The organism is Kribbella caucasensis, from assembly GCF_004361855.1.
Classification (GTDB): Bacteria; Actinomycetota; Actinomycetes; order Propionibacteriales; family Kribbellaceae; genus Kribbella; species Kribbella caucasensis.
Map to the genome: position 1 here is coordinate 17,011 of NZ_SNWQ01000028.1, position 19,589 is coordinate 36,599.

The window sequence follows — 19,589 nt, forward strand, 5'->3', positions numbered from 1 at the left end:
TTGGGACCTTCGAATGGTGGAATACAGCTCCTCCAGATTGTGGATATCCGCGGGCCCCCACCGGCGTACCCAGAATTGATGAGACGCGTCAGCACAAATGGTTGAGGCCAGTCAGTCGGCGGTGCGGTAACAACGGTGGGTAACGCCGGAGACATTCGGCGGTGCGTAGCCTGCTCACCGACCTGCCTGTGCGCCCGACAGGGGGAGATGCGCCCACCACAACTCACGCCGGGGGCGTTGGGGGGAAAGATGACGCTCACAGTCAAGGCCGCCGCGCCGCTGGCGCCGGTGAACGGATCGAACGGGAACGGCCCGGATAGCGTCAGCCAGCTTCCGGAGCTGTACCAGTCGGTGGTGTTCGCTCCCGCGGTCGCACCGTCGGTCTCCGTCGTGGTCCCCGCCATGAACGAGGAAGACAACATCGGCTGGGTTCTGGCGCGCATTCCGTCGTGCGCGAGCGAGGTCATCGTGGTCGACGGCTACTCCACCGACCGGACCGTCGAGGTGGCCCGCGCCACCCTGCCCGACGTCGTCGTCGTTCCACAGCGAGGCCGGGGCAAGGGGGCCGCGCTGCGCACTGGGTTCGAACGGGCGACCGGCGACTACATCGTCGCGCTCGACGCGGACGGGAGCATGGAGCCCGCCGAGATCGAGTACTACGTCGCCGCGCTCCAGCAGGGGTACGACCTGGTCAAGGGCTCCCGGCAGTTGCGGTCCGGCGGATCACTCGATCTCACGCTGGTACGGCGATTCGGCAACAGCGCCCTCGTCGGCACCGTGAACCTGATGTGGGGCAGCGCGTTCAGCGATCTGTGCTACGGATACTTCGGCCTCCGCCGCGACAAGCTCGGGGTGCTCGGACTGACGTCCGGTGGCTTCGAGATCGAGACCGAGATCGCTGTTCGCGCCGTCGAGGCGGGTCTGCGGATCGCCGAGGTACCGAGCGTCGAACTGCTCCGGCAGCACGGCATGTCCCACCTGAACGCCTGGTCGGACGGCTGGAAGATCTTCCGGCTGCTTGCCCGGGAACGGCTGCCGCTGCCACGCCGGCCACTCGTCGACGCGCTCGACCGGCGCGGGCTCCACCTGGTGGCTTGGCCATGACTCGTCGACCGCTTCGCGCCGCCGGCCTGGCCGGGTTGACACTCTGCCTGCTGCAGCTGTTCCTGCCCGGCCAGGCCTTGGTCAATGCGGCAACGGATAACGTCTCCAGCCCCACCGCGACGGTGGCCGACGCGGGTTTCGTCGGACCGGCGTATACCGGGACGACCGCACCGACCGGCCAGAAGCCGCAGAGCAAGCTCTGGGTCGCCGATGGGATCTGGTGGGGAAGCCTGTGGGACACCTCGACCCGTAAGTTCACTATCTTCCGGTACGACTGGGCCGCCAACAGCTGGACGAACACCGGCGTCCTGATCGAGGACCGCGCCGGCAGCTACATGGACACGCTCTGGGACGGGTCTCACCTCTATGTCGCCAGTGCCGGCCAGACAGCGTCCAACTCCGCCCAGAGCCCTCGCCTGACGCGATTCAGCTACGACCCGGCAACCGACCAGTGGTCGCGGGACGCCGGGTATCCGGTCACGATCGGCAACGGAGGCGTCGAGGCCGTGGTCCTGGCCAAGGACAGCGACGGTCTGCTCTGGATCACCTACACGCAGGGCGCGAAGGTGTGGCTAACCCACTCGGTCGCGGGGCTCGACGACGTGTGGGCGCCGAGGTTCCAGCTGCCGACCCCCGGGAACGAGTCGAACGTCGACCCCGACGACCTCAGCGCGATCATCGCGTACGACGGCGACAAGATCGGCGTGCTGTGGAGCAACCAGCGCAGCCACATCATGTACTGGGCGTCGCACACCGACGGGACCCCCGACCAGTCCTGGACGCTGCAGGTCGCCTACCAGCAACCCGAAGGCGCCGACGACCACATCAACCTGAAGGCCCTGGTGGGCGACTCGGCCGGCCGGGTTTTCGCGGTGGCCAAGACGTCCATGGACGCGGCGGCCGAGCCGTTGTTCAACCTGCTCGTGCTCACGTCGAGCGGGCAGTGGACCAGCACGCTGATCTCGACCCAGGTCGACGACCACACCCGCGCCATCCTCCAGATCGACACCCAGGCGCGCGAGCTGTACTTCTTCGCCGCGGCACCGTGCTGTGCCGGCGGCACGATCTACTACAAGAAGGCAAGCCTGGACAATCCGGTCTTCCAGCCGGGCCTCGGTACCGCCTTCATCCACAGCGCCGCGCATCCGGAGGCCAACAACCCGACCTCGACGAAGCAGAACCTCACCGGCGCAACGGGGCTGCTGGTGCTCGCGGGTGACGACGAGACGCGCCGGTACCTGTACAACCGGCTGTCCCTCGGCGGTACCCCGCCGCCCGACACCGAGCCACCCGAGACCACGATCACTTCGGCGCCGCCGGCAACGACCTCGTCCAGCGACGCGTCGTTCGCGTTCTCGTCGAGCGAGTCCGGCTCCACCTTCGCCTGCGGCCTTGACGGGCAACCCGCGGAGTCCTGCACCTCGCCGAAGGACTACACAGGTCTGGCCCTCGGCAGTCACACCTTCTCGGTCGCCGCCACCGATGCGGTGGGCAACACCGATCAGAGCCCGGCTACGCACACGTGGTCGATTCAGCAGAGCAACCCGGCGATCTTCGCGGACGATTTCAGCTCCGGTGGATTCACCGCGGGCGGCTGGACCGTCCACACCGGTGGCGGCGGAACAGCCACCGTCATCTCCGGTGCCGTGAACGCCGGAGACCTCGGCGCCCGCCTGACGTCCACCACGGCGACCGGAGCGACCGCCTCGATCAGGAAGGCCCTCGGTACGTCGTACGCCGACCTCACGCTCGCGTTCGACGCGAAGGTCGCCGCCGGCGGTAGTACCGACACCTACTTCGCCCTGGCCAAGGTCTACAACGGTTCCGGCACCCGGCAGTTGAGCCTCCTCCGCGTGGCGGGCGGCGAGTTGCGAGTGCAGTTCAGCGCTTCGACCGTGACGACGGGCGGGACTCTCGGGGATGGCCAGATCGCGCGAATCTCCATCCGGATGGCGCTGGGTGGCACCGCCGATACAGTCGTGATCACCGTTGACGGCGTGTTGATCTACAGCTCGTCGTCGGCCGATCTCGGCTCGGTGGGCTTCGCGACCTTGCGCATGGGGGACGACAGCCTGCGACGGAACCTGGACTACCGGTTCGACCAGGTCGAGGTGACCGAATGAGCGCGGTGTCGGTCAGCGTCGTCATCTGCGCGTACACCATGACCAGATGGGCGCAGCTGGTTGATGCTGTCGGCTCGGTGCGGCAGCAGACCCGCCCGGCGGACGAGATCGTCGTCGTGATCGACCACTGCGACGACTTGCTCGACCGTGCGAAGAACGAGCTGGGAGCGGACGTGCGCGTGCTCGCGAACGACGCGGCCAAAGGGCTCTCCGGTGCCCGGAACACCGGCGTCGAGGCGGCGTCGGGTGACGTTGTCGCGTTCCTCGACGACGACGCGGCCGCCGAGCCGGCCTGGCTCGAGCGACTCACCGCGCACTACGCCGATCGCGACGTCATCGGCGTCGGCGGGCTGGTGGTTCCGGCGTGGGCGACCGGGCAGCCGTGGTGGTTTCCGGCGGAGTTCGGCTGGGTCGTCGGCTGCTCGTACACCGGGCTGCCGGTGACCACAGCGCCGGTACGGAATCCGATCGGCGCGAACATGTCCTTCCGGCGGGAGCCGGTCCGCACGGTCGGCGGGTTCTCGACGTCGGTCGGGCGGGTGGGCGCCGATGCGCTCGGGTGTGAGGAGACCGAGCTGTCGATCCGCCTTGCCCGCCGCTTCCCCACGACGCGGATCCTGCACGAGCCCACGGCGGTCGCCCGTCACCACGTTCCGGCCGAGCGCGCCAGCTGGCGGTACTTCGTGCGCCGCTGCTGGGCGGAGGGGATCAGCAAGGCCGAGGTGAGCAGGCTTGCCGATGCGCACCAGGCGCTCGCCAGTGAACGCACCTACGCCCTGCACACCATCCCGGCAGGTGTCGCGAGAGACCTGGCCGCCGCGCTGCGCGACCTTTCCCCCCGGTGGTTGGCGCGCGCGGCGGTCAGCCTGGTGGGTCTTCTGGTGACCGCGACCGGATACCTGAGCCGGCGGGTTCGCATCCGCACCGTGCCCTCGATCACTTCCAAGGGGAGGTCGTCATGGCCGAAGCACAGGACTGGCTGAACTTCCACGTTCACGGCCGGATAGGCATCCGGGTAGCGGCCGCTGCGCCGGCCGCCGCGCAGCTCCGGGCGATGCTCGCGTGCTTCGCCACCGACTATGAGGTTCCCGCCGACCTCGTGGTCACCGCGCCACTCGAGCCGATGCCGGAAGCGGCGGTGCTCGAGGACGAGCTCGCCTACACCAGGGACACCGTTCGCTTCGTCCGGGAGCGCGTGCAGATCGTGTGCGCTCCGGACCAGTACCGGATCCACGGCCCGGGCGAGTTGCTGACCGCGCTGGTACCGATCCTGGACCATGCGATGGTCACTCGAGGCGCCGCGATGATCCACGCGGCGACGGTCGCCTACCAGGGCCGGGCGATCGCGCTACCGGCCGCGGGCGGTACCGGAAAGACGAGTACCGTCGCGAAGCTCCTGCGCCGCGACGGCTTCTCGTTCATGGGCGACGACTGGGCTTTCCTCACCGACGACTCGATGCTGCTCGGGTACGACAAGCCGATGTTCATCAAGCCCCACCACAAGTCGATCTACCCGCACCTGTTCGAGGGAGCCCGCAAGCCGCTCGTCCCGGTGGCGATGTCCCGTGTGGTCGGCCGGTTCACCACCGCTGTCCACCCGGTCGTCATCCGGTACCCCAGGCTGGCCGACTTCTCCCGCCGTTGGTCGCCGGAGCACCGGATGGTTCCGGCGACGCGGGCCTTCCCCGGCCGCCAGGTGACGGCCGCCGCGCCGCTGGCGCAGGTCGTCTACCTCGAACGCTACGAAGGCGCGCGGACCAGGCTGCGGGAGTGCGACGAGGGCTGGATGGTCGACCGGATGATGGGGAACTTCCAGATCGAGCTGGCCGGTTTCTCGCAGCGCGTGGTGACCGGCCTGGCGGCCGCATCGGTGCTGCCCTGGAGACAGTTCGTCGAGGAGAAGGCCAACGTGCTCCAGAAGGCCGTCGACGGACGCCCGTGCCATCTCCTGCAGGTGCCCAGCGTCTACTCGCCCGACGACGCCTCGGACGACATCGTGACCTTCCTCGAGGAACTGCTGCTGGCAGACGGCGAACGGCCGGCCGAACCGTGACGCACCCGGCCCCGACCGTCCGCGACGTCACGGCCGTGGTCCCGGTCCGCGACGGCGAACAGTTGCTGCCGGGATGCCTGACGGCGCTGCGGCAGGCCGGCGTCGGCGGGATCGTCGTGGTCGACGGCCTGTCGCGAGATCGCTCCCGGGAGATCGCGGCGGAATACGGAGCCGTGGTGATCAGCGACGAGGGTAAGGGGCTGCCGCACGCCAGGACAGTCGGTGCTGCCGCGGCGACCACCCGATGGGTACTCCTGGTGGATTGCGACGTGGTCTTCCCGCCGGGCGCGTTGGCCGGCCTGCTCGAAGAGTTCGCCGGCCAGGACTACACGGCTCTGCAGGCCGGCCTGAAAAGCGTCGGCGGGCCGGGCTACTGGGGTCGCGCGTTGGCCCAGCACCACCGGACGGGTCGGAGCCGGCAGTGGTTCGGACTCGTCGCCACCGTGTTCGAGCGTGACGACCTGGCGAGGATCGGATTCGACGACAGCTTCGTTTCCGGAGAAGACATCGAGCTGCGCTGGCGCCTTCGAGCCGCTGGGCTGCGCACCGGGGTCTCCCAGCGGGTGCTGGTCGAGCATCGGTTCGCCGGCGACGACTTCGCCTTCGCGCTGGACCAGTTCCTGATGGACGGCAGTGGCCTGGGACGGATGGTCCGCAAGCACGGCCGGCGGGGGCTTCGGCTGCTCGTGCTGCCGCTGGCAGCCGCCGTTCGGGGAGTCGCGATCAGCCTGCTGACCGGGCAACCCCAGTGGATTCCGTACTACGCGGCGTTCGGCTGGTTCAACTACGTCGGCCTGGTGCGAGGGCTGGTGCGGTGACACTCGGCACGATCCGATGGCATGCCGCACCAGGGTCGCGGTCGCTGGCCGGCGGCTCACTCGGGCTGCTCATCGGCAAGATCCTGCAGATGGGATGCGGGTTCTTCTTCTGGGTGATCGCCGCGCGCGTGGTCACTGTCACGGAGCTCGGCATCGCTGCGGCGACACTGTCCGCGGTGATGCTCTGTACCCAGCTCGGTCAGCTCGGCAGCGGGTCGGCTGCCATCGTCGCGATCGGCCGGGACGAGGAACCGGCGCCGGTACTCGACACCGCGCTCACACTGCTCGCCGCTGCCAGTCTGCTCATCGGGTCCGGTTATCTGGTGATCGCCGCCGTCGCGACGGATTCGCCCACCACGCTCGTGTTCGTTGCCGCTTTCCTGGCGGCAACGTTGTTCGGTACGGCCGTGATCTGCCTGGACCAGGTCGGCGTCGCGTTCGGCCGCGGTGGCAGTGCTCCGGTCCGGTACGGCGCTGGAGGTCTGGCCGCGCTCCTCGCGATCGCCGGCGTCTGGTGGTTGCGGGAGGCCGCGAGTGTGGTGACGGTCGTGGCGTGCTGGTCGTTGGGAGGCGCGGTCGCGGTTCTCGTCGGCGCCGGACAGCTACGCCGGATCGCGGGCTACCGGTACCGGCCCGCGATGCACCTCGCCCGGTGCCGCGGTGTGCTCGGGATCGGGCTACCGAACCAGCTGCTCACCCTGACCGAGCGGGCGCCGGCGCTCCTGGTCCCGGTTCTGGTCGCACACACCGTGTCGCCGGAGGCCACCGCCTACTGGTATCCCGCCTGGATGATGGCCTGGATCGTGTACACCGCGCCGGTTCAGGTGGGGCTCGTCCAGTTCGCGGCCGGTGTGCGCCACCCCGACCGGCTGGCGCAGTTGACGCGGGTCGCTGTCGGCTGGTCGCTGGCGCTCGGCGGTGTGATGGCCGCCGGCCTGCTGGTGCTGGCGGATCCGCTGCTGCGGCTGATGGGCCCGTCGTACGCCGAGACGTCGGTCACCGCCCTGCGGCTTCTCACCATTGGTCTCGTGCCCTACGCGGTTCTCCAGGCCTACAACGCCGTCTGCCGGGCGCGCGGGATGCTTGCCGAGGGCATCGGAGTTGGACTGGTGCTCGGGACGTTGCTCTGCACCGCCACGGTGGCCGTCGCGCCCCGCGGTGCGACCAGCATGGCGGTCACCTGGGTCGTCGGTCTCACGGTTGGTGCCGGTTGGGCGATCCTCCGGCTCGTCCGTGTTCTCCGGAGCGGAGCGACCGATGGTTAGCGTCGAACGAGTGGCGCAGCCGAGATTCACGTGGACCGTACCTGAGGGCATCCTGCCGGCGGTGATCGCCGTGTCGGCGACCGTCGTCGCGGGCTACACCGCGAGCACCCTGGAGACGCCGATCACCAGTGAGGTAGGCCTGGTCGCAGTGCTACCCCCGGCGTACTGGATCGGGATCGTCACCCTCAACGTGATCTTCGCGGTGTCCCTGGGCCGGGGCCGGCCGAATCCGTGGTTGCCTGCGGTGCTGCTCGGCTGCCTCGTCGTCGCCCTGTACGGCGCCGCGTCGCTGGCGACGCCAGTACCGCGCGCCGAGGTGGCGTGGCGGCACATCGGCATTGCCGACACCTTGCTACGCAACGGGCAGCTCGACCCGGGTCTCGACGCCTACTTCAACTGGCCCGGCTTCTTCGCCCTGCTTGCGGTGCTGTCGAGTGCGACCGGCCTACCGCCCATGCAGCTCGCACTCTGGGCGCCGGTGGTGAATGCATTGCTTTGGCTCGCGGCTCTGGGGCTCGTGGTGCGCACGCTGACCACGGATCGGCGCCTCGTGTGGCTGACGTTGTGGCTGTTCTGCCTGGCGAACTGGATCGACCAGGACTACCTTGCGCCGCAGGCCTTCGGTTTCTTCTTGTATCTTGTCGTTCTCGCTCTGCTGCTGAACTTCCTCGGCGCCAGGACGTCGCCCGGGTGGTCCTGGTCACCGGCCGGACGATTGGGATGGTGGCGCGAACGGCTGCCGACGGACCCATTGGCCGCGCGGCGGGTAGCGGCGTTGCTGGTCGTCACCGTGCTGGCCGTCGTGATCGTGGTCAGTCACCAGCTCACGCCTTTCATGCTGCTGGCCTCGGTGACGGCGCTGGTTGCCACTGGACGCGTCTGGGCGTCTGCCCTGCCACTCGTGATCGCGGTCATGGTGATCGCTTGGCTGGTTTACCCGGCCAGCACCTATCTGGCCGGCCACCCTCCACTGTTTGTCAACGGGGTGGAGGCCGCCGCGGCGGCCAACGTGAGTGAGCGGCTCGCCGGCACTGCCGGGCATCTACTCGTCGTCCGGATCCGGATCCTGCTGACCGGCACGATCTGGATCCTCGCGGCCGCGGGTGTCCTGATCGCGCGACGGCGTGGCCCGCACGATGCCCGGCCGGTGGTGCTGGTCCTGGCCGCGGCCCCCTTCGCACTGCTGCCGGCGCAGTCGTACGGCGGCGAGATGCTGATGCGGGTGAATCTCTTCTCCTTGCCGTTCACGGCATTCCTGGCCGCGAGCGCACTGCTGGCCATGCAACCCGTGCTGAACCACATCCGGGTCGTCGCGCTCGCCGTGCTGTGCTCGGTCCTCGCCGTCGCGTCGGTCTCGTCGAGATACGGAAACGCCCAGTTCGACATGTTCACCGCGGCCGAGATCGACGCCGCGAAGCGCCTGTACGAACTCGGCCCGGCCGACGCGATGTTGATCGCCGGCGGACATCCGACCCCGTGGCGTTACCGGGAGTACGAGCAGCACCGCTACCGCACCGTCCAGGACATCTGCGAGTCGGCGCCGGATGCGGCCATTTGTGCGCAGCTCGTCCATGCGTCGGCCCGACGCGAGCAGAGTGGGGCGATGGTGCTGCTCAATCGCGCTGTCAAGTCGTCGCTGGTCATGCAGGGTGCAATGAGCGACATCGAGATCGACGGGATGGAGAAGACACTGGCGCGCCTGCCGGGCGTCTCCAAGGCGTTCGAGAACGAGGACGCCCGGATCTATCGGATCGAACCGTACCGGCAGGTGGGCTGATGAAGCGGGTGGAGTGGATCGCCGCGGCCACCGGGATCTCGGGGCTCGGGCTCCCGCTGCTGCTCGCGGCCGGGCTGCCGCAGCCCTTGCGGGCGGTCGTGGCCTTCGCGCTGATCGGGTTCGTGCCCGGGTTCGCGGTGACGCGCCTGCTGGGTTTCGGTGACAACGTCATGCTGGTCGTCGTGTCCATCGCCTTGAGCCTCTCGCTGACGGCGGCTGTGTCCACCCTGCTGCTCTCCCTGACCGCGTGGTCCTGGCTCCGATGCGTTTACGTGCTGGGTGCGATCACCTTGGTGGCATCGGCCGTCCGACTGGGGAGGCCCGCATGACCTACATTGGCCTTGCAGCTCTGCTGACACTGCTCTGCCTTTTGATCGTGCGGGAGATCCGGCAGGTGTACGCCCCAACTGCCGAGCGCCGCCGCCAACCGCTCATGACGTACGCCGAGCTGGTGATGTGGGGTGCCTGTGCGGTGCTCGTCCTGCCACGCCTCGTGGAGTTGCTGACATGAAGACCGACACCCGATGGTGGTTCGTCAGCGACCTGCATCTCGGCCCGGACGAGCCGTCGCCGCGACGTACCGGGGAAGCGTTCACCGACTTCCTGGGCGCCGTGGTGCTGCCCGACGACTCGCCGTCGCGTCATCTGGTGCTGCTCGGCGACACCTTCGACCTGCGGGAGCCGGAGGCTGCCGGCGCGGCCGGGATCGAGGCGATCGGCGTGCGATACCAGGACCTCTTCGCCGCACTCCGGACCTGTGTCGTCGAGGGAGTGACGCTGGACTTCGTTTGCGGCAATCACGACTCGGTTCTGGCGCGGGCGCCGGTCCGCTCGGCGCTGAGGCGTCTGGCCGGCCGGGGAACGGGCGATGACCTTCTCCGTGTGCACCCATGGATCCTGTACGAGCCGGGTGTCTTCTATGCCGAGCATGGCCACCAGCACCACGCCGTACATCGGCAGCCGGCCATTCTGCTGCCTGATCCGGTTCGCACGCCGCTGGCGGCCTGGGCGGGGAAGGGGCAGCATCCGCCGGCCCGCGCACGGGCGCTTCTCCGGGCGGTCGGCGCGGTACGCCGGGCTGAGCGGGTCGTGCCGACAGCGCGCTACGCAAACCTGCTCGACGAAGAGGCGTTGAGTATCGGCTTGTCCGCCGATGCTCTGCGAGCCCTTGCCCGGATCTCGCGGTTCAGGCCAGTACCAGCGGCGGCGGCCGTCCTGGGAAGGGTGCTGGCTCGCTCGGTGGGGCGCGATCGGGGTGGGGCTTACCTCGAGTCCGCCGCCGCAGAGGTGCACCGCACGTTGACCGAGCACGGATGTGCCGTGCCGTGGTACTTGTTCGGTCATACACACCGTGCCCAGTGGGCGTTCGTCGAAGGCGGGGACAGTCGCTACCTCAACTCCGGCACGTGGTCGGCCGATGTCCGCGGCAGCGGGCCGGACAGTGCGGACACCACGCTCTTTCCCGTGGCGACAATCGGGATCTCGGGGTCGCGGGTGCGCGGCTGGCTGCGGTACTGGCGCTGGTCACCACACCATCAGTGGCAGCTTCGTTCGCCCTGGTCGGAGAACTCCTTGCCATCGCTGACGACGAAGCGCCAGCGGTAGGACGTCCGCCACAGATCGAGGCGGAGCACGCCGAAGCTCTCATCCTGCCGTGCCTCGCTGTTCGCCGCCTTTCCCGTGAACTCGTACAGTCCGATGCCGCCGGTGCCGACGACGAACGCCTGGATCCCCGCGTCGTCGCGCTCGTCTGTGGGTGTCTGCGGGGCGAACCGCTCGTAGTTGTGATTGCTCGCCTGCAGCAGTATGTCGACGCCGTACTCGTGCATGATCTCGATCCAGGGCCGAGAGGACTCGTCTCGATCGTGGATGTCGGTCGGTGACGTCCAGTACGGCTCATGCATGTAGGCGAGCGTGCACCGGGCCCGACTCCGGGACAGGTCGTCGCGGAGCCAGTCGGTCCACCGGCCGGGGTCGCAGTCGTCGCGCTGCCAGCACGACGTGTTGAGCGCGACGAAGTGCCAGCCACGGCGGTCGTACGAGTACGACCACTGGGCCTTCTGCCGGATCGGGGTGCGGCCGTGCCCACCGGCGCTACCGCCGTTCCAGTAGTCGACGTAGTCCCCGGTGCCGAACAGGTCGTGGGTTCCCCCGTTGATCGGGTAGGTGCGGGAGATGAAGCGGCCCCACGAACGGTCATAGGAGGTGTTGAAGGCTCGCAGATTCCCCTTCTGGTACTGGAAGTCGCCGAGACCGAGGACGAGCTCGGGGTCGAGGTCGGCGACGACGCGAGCGGTCCCCACCTGCCGGCCCTTCGCCGACGGTGACGCGATGTCGCCAACGGCGGCGACCACGAGCACGTTGCCGCGTGGTGTGCGCGAACTGGTCGTCGGCCGGCTGCTGGTTCGGTCGCTTCCATTCGCCGGCTCGTCCACCGAGCATGACGAGATCAGCTGAGGACCGACCGCGAACAAGATCGCGGCGACCGCGAGACCGACCCTCGAAGCGCGTGCCGACCGATCCTCCATAAGCGTATGGTCAGCGTTCGCCGCGCCCGCCGCCTCATCCATTTTGAGGTCTTCCGGGCGTCCCCGCAGTTACGGCCTGTCGTCCGCTGAGGGCGGGTCGACGATCCCGTGCGAGAGCGCCCAGGCCGCCGCCTCCAGCCGTGAGTGGACGTTGAGTTTCGACAGGACGCCGTGGATGTGTGACCGCAGCGTGGTCACCGAGATGCCCATCTCGGCGGACATCCGGCTCGTACTCTCGCCGCGCACGATGCGCTCGAGCACCTCGCGCTCGCGGCTGGTGAGGTACTTCGCGATGCGACGGGCTTCAGTGATCTGATGTGGTTCCGGCGTCAGCGCGCGGCGCAGCAGTTGCGCATCGACGTAGGTCTCGCCGGCCGCGACCCGTTCGAGCGCGGCGATGACCTGGCTCAGTTCCGACTGCTTGGTGAGGACGCCGGCCGCGCCGGCCCGGATCGCGGCTGACACGACTTCCGGATCTGTGCGCGCCGTCAGGACGAACACTGGCGGATGGGACGGCATCCGGTTCAGTTCCGCCGTGCCATCGAGTCCGTCGCCGTTGGGGAAGCCGAGGTCCATCACGATGAGATCGACGGGCTCCCGGAGTGCCGCGGCGACAGCCGCGTCCGGCCGGGTGGCGATGAGGACGATCTCGTGACCCAGGCTCTCCAGAACCCCCGCCAGCGCGTGCCCGAACACCTTGTGGTCGTCACAGATGATGACGCGCACCAGTAACTCACCGCCCCCCACGAGCCCCCGCGATCGGAGGGCTCGAAACCTGACAGATCAGGAACCCTCGTGCCAGTAGGTTACGGTACGCGATCGGTAGTGGCGAGGTTGACGCAGAGTCAATGTTCGGCACGGCTATGGACAGATACTTGTCCTGTTGTTCTCCTGATATTCATCAGGTGGCCAGTCTGAGATCAGGCGCGGCCGAGGGTGGGGGAACATGAGCGTCGCGGACACACATCGTGATCGGGAAGACGACCCTCGGGCAGCCGAGTCGTGGGATGGGCTCCGGCTGCTTCGCGGAATCTGTCATGACGTGGGCCAGGAGCTGGCGGTGGTGCAGGCCCTCGCCCGCCTCGCTGCGCTCGAGGTCGGCTCTCCCGAGCGGGTTCGCCAGCGACTGGAAACGATCGGCGAGCACGCGGCGTACGTCGCCAGGATGATGAGTGACTCAGTCGAGGGCTTCGCGGACATTGCCGAGTTCGATCTGGCCGAGCTGGTCACCCGGATGGTGGCCGACACCCGCCTCCGGACCCAGACCAGGTGCGAGGTGGTGGCCGGCCCGCTGCGGGTGGTGGCCGATCCCATCCTGCTCCGCCGAGCGGTCGTCAATCTGCTCGACAATGCCGTCCGCGCCGCCGGTCCGGACGGCACGGTCCGGGCTCGCGTGCTGCGCGACGGCGGGCTGGCCGTCGTCGAGATCGAGGATGACGGTCCCGGCTGGGGGCACGTCCGCCCCGGTGTGGCGTCCCTCGGGCTCGGCGTCGCGCACAGCTGTGTGGCGGCACACGGAGGCGATCTCGAGCTCGGGGCAGGTCGCCTGGGTGGCGCCCTTGTTCGGCTGCGGCTCGCCGTCTGTGCTGGACCGGCGCCGGTATTCTCCCAAGGATCAGTGGCCGGCGAGTGACAGCAGCCCGGCCACCTCGGCGAGCAACTGGAAGGACTCCAGCAGTTCGGCGCGGTCGTACATGTTGGTTGTGAGTAGTACTTCGTCCGCCGCCACCCGCTGTACCAGCCCGCCGAGCGCGGCCTCTACCTCGGCCGGGGTCCCGTAGATCTGCCCCCGCAGTGACTGCTCGAAGAACCCGCGTTCCTTCTCGGACATGTCAAGTCGCAGTACCTCCTCGACCGGCTGCAGCGGAGTGAACACCCCACGGGTCCTCGAGTAGGCGCTGGACCATGCCTCTGGCAACAACAGTCGTCGTGCTTGCTCAGTAGTGGCAGCTACGGCCGCTGTCACAGCCAGTACGACGTACGGGCGTTCGGCCCAGGCAGACGGGCGGAAGGTGCTGCGGTAGCGGTCGAGCAGGCTAATGAGCTCCTGCTCGCCCCTGACGCCGGCGATCACCAGTGGGAGCCCGAGTGAGGCGGCGAGGAGTGCGCCTTCGCCGACGGCCAGGATGTACGGCGGGACGCGCAGGCCCTCACCGGGTCGGGCGTGCACCTGTGGATGGTTTCGCTGCGTGCCGGTGAAGTAGCCGAGTAACTCGTCGACCTGTGCGGCGAAGTCTTCGGCCGCGTCCTTCTCCACGTCCAGGGCGCGGCGGATCCCGTTCGTGAAGCCGACCGAGCGGCCCAGGCCCATGTCGATCCGGCCGGGGAAGAGGGACTCCAGTACGCCGAACTGCTCGGCGACCACGAGTGGGCGGTGATTCGGCAGCATCACGCCTCCGGTGCCGACCCGGATCCGCGAGGTCGCGGCGGCGATGGCGGCTGCGAGCACGGTCGGCGCAGAGCCGACGACACCGGGGACGCTGTGGTGCTCCGACACCCAGAACCGGTGATAACCGAGTCCTTCCGCCTGCTGTGCGAGCCGGACGGTCTCCCGCAATGCCTGCGCCTCCGTCTCGCCCGTTCGGGTCCGCGACCTGTCCAGGATCGACAACGGCACGCCGAGCCCCGGCGTACGGGCTGGTTGGTCGGACGTCACATCTAGTGGCAACTGCCGCGCCGGCGACGGCATTCCGCCGGGGCTACTAGTGGGCTGGAGTCGCGGCAAGCTTGTCAGTCTTGCCGAGAGTCTTCCAGGAGGGTCTGCAAGAACTCACCTTCGGTCTGAAGACCACGCCGATGAATGTCCCGTACGCCGCGATCCTGCGGGTGTGGCGAGAGGCGGACGAGGTTCCGCAGTTCCGCGACGCCTGGTTGTGGGATCACTTCCTGCCGATCGTCGGGCCGAAGGACGGCGAGGTGCTCGAGGGCTGGACCCTGCTGACGGCCCTCGCGGCCCAGACGACCCGGTTGCGCCTCGGACTGCTGGTCACGAGCAACCGCGTCCGCCCGCCCGCGGTACTGGGCAAGATCGCGAGCACGCTCGACGTGATCTCAGACGGGCGACTGGTGATGGGTCTGGGCGCCGGTGGCACTCATCAACCGCCGGATTCGGGTGGCATCGCGGGGGAGAACCCGGCCGCCGCCGAGTACGCGGCGTACGGGCTGACGCTGGTGCCGCCGGCGGAGGGGCTGGCGAGGCTGCGCGAGACCGTCGCGATCCTGCGCGGGATGTGGGCGGAGGACGTGTTCGACTTCGACGGGCGGTACTACCAGTTGCGGCAGAACCGGAACGAGCCGAAGCCGATCCAGCGACCGGGACCGCCGTTGCTGATCGGTGGTTGGGGCGACCGGATGCTGCGGCTGGTCGCGGAGCACGCCGACATCTGGAACATCCCGGGGCTGCCGCACAACGACTTCGTCCTCCTCGCCGACCGGCTCGCCGTACTGGACCAGGCCTGCGCGGCGATCGGCCGAGATCCGTCGGAGCTCAGCCGCTCGGTGCAGGTGACCGTGTCGTACGACGACCTCGGCGGCACGCGGTCCGTCGTACGGCGCCTGGTGGAGCTCGGCTTCGACCACATCGTGCTGAGCCTGCCGCGTCCGTATCCCATACGAGCGGCACAGCTCCTCGCCGACGAGGTGATCGCGCCCGTGGTCGATGCGCTCCCAGCCGCCTAGCCCAGGCCCATCGCCGCAACCGGGGGTATACCAAGTTGTCGCGGGTCACACCCGGGTGGACCAGGGGGAAACCCGCCCGAGCTGGGGCTACCCGGTTCGGGGGAGGTGCGGGTCGTGCGGGGTGCGGGTGGTGCGGGGTGCGGAGGGATGTGGTGGGGTGCACAGGATGTGAATTTGTGAAGGGGGTGGGCGGCAAGGGACAATCGAGGACGCTTTGACGTCCTCCCCGTCCTGAAGGGCGGGGATTCCAGCCACTACGCGGAGGTAGCAGTTGAGGTTCACGCTTCGGCGAGACCCGTACGGGCGTCTCTCGGCGTGCGCTGACGGCCCGTCCGGCCGCGATGTTGACTGCCGCGTTCACGTAATATCCGCAGGCTGCGCACCGGAACACCGCTTGGCTCTCACGGTTCTCCGGTGCGCAGTGCCCACAGACGCCACAGGTCTGCGACGTGTACGCAGGATTCACTCTCTGCCCGCAGTGCTCCAGCAACGCGGCTTGCTGCGCGGAAGTTGGGTACATCCGGAACCGGGACATGGAAGCCATCCAATCAGCCAGGACCGACAGTCCCCAGCTTCCGAAGGGAGGCAGTCGCGGTTCCTCCCCGCCCTGAAGGACGGGGTTTTCCCGCGACCAATCCGATGAGTACTTCCCTGCCGCTTGTCTTCGACGAACCGCGCCGTGCCAAGAAGCCGCCGCGGCACCTGGCCGACCTCAGTGGTGAGGAGCGGCGGGCGGCGGTGACGGCACTGGGCGAACCGGCGTTCCGGGCCAAGCAGCTGTCGAATCACTACTTCTCCCGCCTGGTCGCCGACCCCGCGGAGATGACGGACCTGCCCGCCGCGACCCGGGACAAGCTGGTCGCCGAGCTGATGCCGCCGCTGCTGAACCGGGTTCGCGATCTGGAGTGCGACAACGGCCAGACCCGCAAGACGCTGTGGAAGCTGCAGGACGGATCGCTGGTCGAGTCGGTGCTGATGCGGTATCCGGATCGCGTCACCATGTGCGTCTCGTCGCAGGCCGGCTGTGGGATGGCGTGCCCGTTCTGCGCGACCGGCCAGGCCGGGCTGACGCGCAACATGACGACGGCGGAGATCGTCGAGCAGGTCGTCGACGGAGCGCGGGCGCTGGCGCGGAACGAGATCGCCGGTGGGCCCGGCCGGGTCAGCAACATCGTCTTCATGGGGATGGGCGAGCCGATGGCGAACTACAAGGCCGTCATCGGCGCGGTTCGCCGGTTCACCGACCCGTCGCCGGAGGGGCTGGGGATCTCGGCCCGCGGCGTGACCGTGTCGACCGTCGGCCTGGTGCCGCGGATCAACCAGCTCGCCGATGAGGGGATCCCGGTCACGCTGGCGCTCTCGCTGCACGCGCCGGACGACGAGCTCCGCGACGAACTCGTGCCGATCAACAACCGCTGGAAGGTCGACGAGGTCCTCGACGCCGCCTGGGCGTACGCCGAGAAGACCAAGCGCCGGGTCTCGATCGAGTACGCGATGATCCGCGACATCAACGACCACGCCTGGCGCGCCGATCTGCTCGCGGAGAAGCTGGCGGCTCGCGGCGACTGGGGCTGGGTGCACGTCAACCTGATCCCGCTGAACCCGACCCCCGGCTCCAAGTGGACCGCCTCCGACCCGGCCGACGAACGCGAATTCGTCCGCCGTCTCCAGGCCGGCGGCATCCCCACCACCGTCCGCGACACCCGCGGCCAGGAGATCGACGGCGCCTGCGGTCAACTGGCCGCCGCCAACCGCGACTGACTCGGTGCTCCGGCCGGAGGGGCTGCGGCAGCCGCCCAGGTTCAGCACGGTTCGGCTGCGCCAGGGGTACGACATCGAGCAGGTCGACGAGTTCGTCGGTCGGGTGATGGCGACTGTGAACGGCCAGCCGGTGCAGCGGCCGGTCACAGCGGACGAGATCCGCACCGTCGCGTTCGGCTCAGTGTGGATGCGGCTGGGCTACGACGTCGCCCAGGTCGACATGTTCCTGGACCAGGCCGAGGCCTGGCTGCGGCTACGAGACGGCTTCCAGCGGTAGGTCGTTGCCGCGCCAGGTGGCTGCCAACTCCTGAACCGGCATGTTGAGCGCCTCGCCGAGGCAGACGATCGTGCCGAATCCGGGGGAGGGCAGTCGTCCGGTCTCGATCTTGCGCAGGGTCTCTGGCGAGATACCGGCCGCGTGCGCGACTTCCGCGAGCTCGCGACCCGCCCGCGCGCGGCGCAGCAGGGCGCCGAGACGCCGGCCGGCTTCGACCTGCTCGGGCGTGAGCGGTTGACGGACCATGGGCTCAGGATACGGCTGGTATTTCTATACCGGCAAGCGCTAGGGTGTCGGTATAGAAATACCGACAGCCTAGCTACGTGAGGTACTCGTGATCGAACTCAAGACGCCTACGGAGATCCAGCGCATGCTCGTGGCCGGGCGTTTCGTCGCCGAGGTGCTCTCCGAGGTCGGCCAACTCGCCGACGTGGGCGTCAACCTCCTGGACCTGGAGCACCACGTGCGCGGCATGGTCAAACGGCGCGGGGCGGAGTCGTGCTACTGGGACTACGCGCCGTCCTTCGGCAGGGGCCCGTTCCGCAACGTCATCTGCCTCTCGGTCAACGACGCCGTCCTGCACGGATTGCCCCACGACTACACGCTGCGCGACGGGGATGTGCTCAGCGCGGACCTCGCGGTCAGCATCGACGGCTGGGTGGCCGACTCGGCGCGCACGGTCGTCGTCGGGACCGCTGCCGAGGAGGACCTGCGGATCATCCGCGCCACCGAGGAAGCGCTGGAGGCGGCGATCGAGGTGGCGCGTCCAGGCAACCGCCTGGGTGACATCTCCGCGGCGATCTGGGCGGTGGCCCGCGACTACGGCTATCCGGTCAACAACGAATTCGGTGGCCACGGCATCGGCCGCACCATGCACGAGGGGCCCCACGTTTCGAACACAGGCCGGGCAGGACGCGGCCCTACGCTCCGGCCAGGCCTGACCCTCGCGCTCGAACCTTGGTTCGCCCGTACGACCGACCGGATCGTCTACGACGCCGACGGCTGGACCATCCGGTCCGCGGACGGCTCGCGCACGGCCCACTCCGAGCACACGGTGGCCATCACCGAGGACGCCCCCATGGTCCTCACCCGGCGCGAACCGGACTAGTGGCCGACCAGTTTGGCGGCTTCGGTGATGGTGTTGACCAGGTGGATGGAGGTGTCCATCGGGCGGTCGGTGGCTAGGTTCTGGAGGAGGGGCCAGACGGGGAGTTGGCGGGTCCAGTGGTCGATGCCGACCAGGATCATGGGGATCTGGGTGGCCCGGTCGCCGTAGTAGTTCGGTGTGACCGCCTCGAAGATCTCCTGGACGGTGCCGGCCGCGCCAGGTAGGTAGATGATGCCGCCGCGCGCCCGCCGGAGCAGGACCTCTTCGCGCTGCGCGTTGGAGAAGTACTTCGCGATCGCCCCGGCGAACACGTTCGGCGGCTCGTGACCGTAGAACCAGGTCGGGATCGACACGCCACCGTCGCCCGGGAAGTCCCGGCGTACCCGCATCCCCGCCGCGGCCCAGTCGGCGATCGACGGGCGGAACGAGGGTACGGCCGCCAGGATGTTCAGCGCCGCGCCGACCGCGGATTCGTCGTACGACGCGAGCGCGGAACCGAGGTTGGCCGCCTCCATCGCGCCAGGCCCGCCACCGGTCACCACGGTCAGGCCGGCCCCGGCCAGCGTCCGTCCGAGCTCGACCGCCGCACGGTACGCCGCGTCGCCGCGCTTGATGCCGTGACCGCCCATCACGCCGATCCAGGGCCGCCCGTCGGGGAGTTCGGTGAGGGCGTCCGCGATCGCGTGGTCGTGCAGTGCGGCCGCGAGGGTCCGACCGGTATCGCCCTTCTCGTCGTGCTGCCGGGACCACGCGTAGATCCGCGCGTCCGGGGTCGCGTCGTACCCGGACTCGAGCCCGGCGTACAGCTCGTCAGCGTCGTACAAAACACCGCGGTACGGGTCGAAAGGCAGCTCGGGGATCGCGGGGAAAACCAGCCCGCCGCCGTCCCGGATCCAGTCCTCGGCCCCGTGTTCCAGCACGCAGCCCAGGAACACGGACCCGTTCGGCGCCAGCTCCAGCAGCGCGGCGGTCCGACCGGTCAGGTCGACCGACTGGACCCGCCAGCCGGTCATCGAGGTCGCTCCGGCCGCCACGATCTGGTCGAAGTGCGCGAGGGACTCGATGTCCACATGCGGGATGCTCGGCAACGTCACGGG

Annotated in this window: 20 protein-coding genes and 1 pseudogene; 15 read left to right on the forward strand and 6 right to left on the reverse strand. The window is 68.9% G+C overall.

The window, feature by feature from the left end; translation table 11 throughout:
- Positions 1-249 precede the first annotated feature (249 nt).
- Genes EV643_RS37365 through EV643_RS37410 form a run of 10 tightly spaced genes read left to right on the forward strand, consistent with a single transcriptional unit; the run spans position 250 to position 10,745 of the window.
- A complete protein-coding gene (locus tag EV643_RS37365) occupies positions 250-1,104 on the forward strand; it encodes a glycosyltransferase family 2 protein (protein WP_133804951.1) in 855 nt (284 codons plus the stop codon).
- Positions 1,101-3,227 carry a hypothetical protein gene (locus tag EV643_RS37370; protein ID WP_133804952.1) on the forward strand — a complete coding sequence of 709 codons (2,127 nt, stop codon included), beginning with the start codon at positions 1,101-1,103 and terminating at the stop codon, positions 3,225-3,227. The genes EV643_RS37365 and EV643_RS37370 overlap by 4 nt, the downstream gene beginning before the upstream one ends.
- Positions 3,224-4,210 (forward strand): glycosyltransferase family 2 protein, encoded by a 987-nt coding sequence (locus EV643_RS37375; protein ID WP_133804953.1) that lies wholly within the window; start codon positions 3,224-3,226, stop codon positions 4,208-4,210. Before EV643_RS37370 ends, EV643_RS37375 begins: the two co-directional genes overlap by 4 nt.
- Complete coding sequence (locus EV643_RS37380; protein ID WP_133804954.1) at positions 4,186-5,280, forward strand: hypothetical protein; 1,095 nt, start codon at positions 4,186-4,188, stop codon at positions 5,278-5,280. Before EV643_RS37375 ends, EV643_RS37380 begins: the two co-directional genes overlap by 25 nt.
- The gene (locus EV643_RS37385; RefSeq protein WP_133804955.1) at positions 5,277-6,098 is read left to right on the forward strand and encodes a glycosyltransferase; all 822 of its coding nucleotides are present in this window, start codon (positions 5,277-5,279) and stop codon (positions 6,096-6,098) included. Before EV643_RS37380 ends, EV643_RS37385 begins: the two co-directional genes overlap by 4 nt.
- On the forward strand, positions 6,095-7,363 hold the full coding sequence (locus EV643_RS37390; RefSeq protein ID WP_202869924.1) for a lipopolysaccharide biosynthesis protein: 1,269 nt from the start codon (positions 6,095-6,097) through the stop codon (positions 7,361-7,363). Before EV643_RS37385 ends, EV643_RS37390 begins: the two co-directional genes overlap by 4 nt.
- A gap of 10 nt (positions 7,364-7,373) precedes the next feature.
- Entirely contained in the window at positions 7,374-9,140 is a 1,767-nt protein-coding gene (locus tag EV643_RS37395; protein WP_202869925.1) for a hypothetical protein, read from the forward strand.
- Positions 9,140-9,469, forward strand: a complete 330-nt coding sequence (locus tag EV643_RS37400) for a hypothetical protein (RefSeq protein ID WP_133804956.1) — start codon at positions 9,140-9,142, stop codon at positions 9,467-9,469. The genes EV643_RS37395 and EV643_RS37400 overlap by 1 nt, the downstream gene beginning before the upstream one ends.
- The gene (locus tag EV643_RS37405) at positions 9,466-9,651 is read left to right on the forward strand and encodes a hypothetical protein (protein ID WP_133804957.1); all 186 of its coding nucleotides are present in this window, start codon (positions 9,466-9,468) and stop codon (positions 9,649-9,651) included. The genes EV643_RS37400 and EV643_RS37405 overlap by 4 nt, the downstream gene beginning before the upstream one ends.
- Positions 9,648-10,745, forward strand: a complete 1,098-nt coding sequence (locus EV643_RS37410; RefSeq protein WP_133804958.1) for a metallophosphoesterase family protein — start codon at positions 9,648-9,650, stop codon at positions 10,743-10,745. The genes EV643_RS37405 and EV643_RS37410 overlap by 4 nt, the downstream gene beginning before the upstream one ends.
- On the opposite strand, the gene EV643_RS37415 is transcribed toward EV643_RS37410, so the two are convergent.
- Together EV643_RS37415 and EV643_RS37420 are read right to left on the reverse strand one after the other, a co-directional pair.
- On the reverse strand, positions 10,676-11,668 hold the full coding sequence (locus EV643_RS37415) for a metallophosphoesterase family protein (protein ID WP_133804959.1): 993 nt from the start codon (positions 11,666-11,668) through the stop codon (positions 10,676-10,678). The genes EV643_RS37410 and EV643_RS37415 overlap by 70 nt on opposite strands.
- A 69-nt stretch (positions 11,669-11,737) precedes the next feature.
- On the reverse strand, positions 11,738-12,394 hold the full coding sequence (locus EV643_RS37420) for a response regulator transcription factor (RefSeq protein ID WP_166665726.1): 657 nt from the start codon (positions 12,392-12,394) through the stop codon (positions 11,738-11,740).
- A gap of 220 nt (positions 12,395-12,614) precedes the next feature.
- Between EV643_RS37420 and EV643_RS37425 the strand changes: the two genes are divergently transcribed.
- Positions 12,615-13,301, forward strand: coding sequence for a sensor histidine kinase (locus EV643_RS37425; protein WP_133804961.1), 687 nt, complete (start codon positions 12,615-12,617; stop codon positions 13,299-13,301).
- Here the strand turns inward: EV643_RS37425 and EV643_RS37430 are convergent.
- A complete protein-coding gene (locus EV643_RS37430) occupies positions 13,284-14,357 on the reverse strand; it encodes an LLM class flavin-dependent oxidoreductase (RefSeq protein ID WP_133804962.1) in 1,074 nt (357 codons plus the stop codon). The two genes, EV643_RS37425 and EV643_RS37430, sit on opposite strands and share 18 nt — an antisense overlap.
- Before the next feature lie 47 nt (positions 14,358-14,404).
- On the opposite strand from EV643_RS37430, the gene EV643_RS37435 reads away from it, so the two are divergent.
- On the forward strand, positions 14,405-15,346 hold the full coding sequence (locus EV643_RS37435; protein WP_238166076.1) for an LLM class flavin-dependent oxidoreductase: 942 nt from the start codon (positions 14,405-14,407) through the stop codon (positions 15,344-15,346).
- 352 nt (positions 15,347-15,698) lie between these two features.
- On the opposite strand, the pseudogene EV643_RS46160 reads toward EV643_RS37435, so the two are convergent.
- A pseudogene (locus tag EV643_RS46160) lies at positions 15,699-15,890 on the reverse strand (zinc ribbon domain-containing protein); the annotation flags it as partial.
- Positions 15,891-15,985: 95 nt separating this feature from the next.
- Between EV643_RS46160 and rlmN the strand changes: the two are divergent.
- Both rlmN and EV643_RS37450 read left to right on the forward strand, forming a co-directional pair.
- On the forward strand, positions 15,986-17,107 hold the full coding sequence (rlmN, locus tag EV643_RS37445) for a dual-specificity RNA methyltransferase RlmN (RefSeq protein WP_133804963.1): 1,122 nt from the start codon (positions 15,986-15,988) through the stop codon (positions 17,105-17,107).
- Positions 17,108-17,111: 4 nt separating this feature from the next.
- The gene (locus EV643_RS37450; protein WP_133804964.1) at positions 17,112-17,384 is read left to right on the forward strand and encodes a DivIVA domain-containing protein; all 273 of its coding nucleotides are present in this window, start codon (positions 17,112-17,114) and stop codon (positions 17,382-17,384) included.
- Here the strand turns inward: EV643_RS37450 and EV643_RS37455 are convergent.
- Positions 17,361-17,630 (reverse strand): helix-turn-helix domain-containing protein, encoded by a 270-nt coding sequence (locus EV643_RS37455; protein ID WP_133804965.1) that lies wholly within the window; start codon positions 17,628-17,630, stop codon positions 17,361-17,363. The genes EV643_RS37450 and EV643_RS37455 overlap by 24 nt on opposite strands.
- An 88-nt stretch (positions 17,631-17,718) precedes the next feature.
- On the opposite strand from EV643_RS37455, the gene map reads away from it, so the two are divergent.
- Positions 17,719-18,492, forward strand: coding sequence for a type I methionyl aminopeptidase (gene map / locus EV643_RS37460; protein WP_133804966.1), 774 nt, complete (start codon positions 17,719-17,721; stop codon positions 18,490-18,492).
- On the opposite strand, the gene EV643_RS37465 is transcribed toward map, so the two are convergent.
- Entirely contained in the window at positions 18,489-19,586 is a 1,098-nt protein-coding gene (locus EV643_RS37465) for an LOG family protein (RefSeq protein WP_202869926.1), read from the reverse strand. The two genes, map and EV643_RS37465, sit on opposite strands and share 4 nt — an antisense overlap.
- Positions 19,587-19,589 lie beyond the last annotated feature (3 nt).

Coding starts and splice junctions, on each gene's coding strand:
- EV643_RS37410 (WP_133804958.1), top strand. CDS start 9,648: ATGAAGACCGACACCCGATGGTGGTTCGTCAGCGACCTGCATCTCGGC.
- EV643_RS37370 (WP_133804952.1), top strand. CDS start 1,101: ATGACTCGTCGACCGCTTCGCGCCGCCGGCCTGGCCGGGTTGACACTC.
- EV643_RS37405 (WP_133804957.1), top strand. CDS start 9,466: ATGACCTACATTGGCCTTGCAGCTCTGCTGACACTGCTCTGCCTTTTG.
- EV643_RS37365 (WP_133804951.1), top strand. CDS start 250: ATGACGCTCACAGTCAAGGCCGCCGCGCCGCTGGCGCCGGTGAACGGA.
- EV643_RS37400 (WP_133804956.1), top strand. CDS start 9,140: ATGAAGCGGGTGGAGTGGATCGCCGCGGCCACCGGGATCTCGGGGCTC.
- EV643_RS37425 (WP_133804961.1), top strand. CDS start 12,615: ATGAGCGTCGCGGACACACATCGTGATCGGGAAGACGACCCTCGGGCA.
- EV643_RS37430 (WP_133804962.1), bottom strand. CDS start 14,357: ATGCCGTCGCCGGCGCGGCAGTTGCCACTAGATGTGACGTCCGACCAA.
- EV643_RS37380 (WP_133804954.1), top strand. CDS start 4,186: ATGGCCGAAGCACAGGACTGGCTGAACTTCCACGTTCACGGCCGGATA.
- EV643_RS37375 (WP_133804953.1), top strand. CDS start 3,224: ATGAGCGCGGTGTCGGTCAGCGTCGTCATCTGCGCGTACACCATGACC.
- rlmN (WP_133804963.1), top strand. CDS start 15,986: ATGAGTACTTCCCTGCCGCTTGTCTTCGACGAACCGCGCCGTGCCAAG.
- EV643_RS37455 (WP_133804965.1), bottom strand. CDS start 17,630: ATGGTCCGTCAACCGCTCACGCCCGAGCAGGTCGAAGCCGGCCGGCGT.
- EV643_RS37415 (WP_133804959.1), bottom strand. CDS start 11,668: ATGGAGGATCGGTCGGCACGCGCTTCGAGGGTCGGTCTCGCGGTCGCC.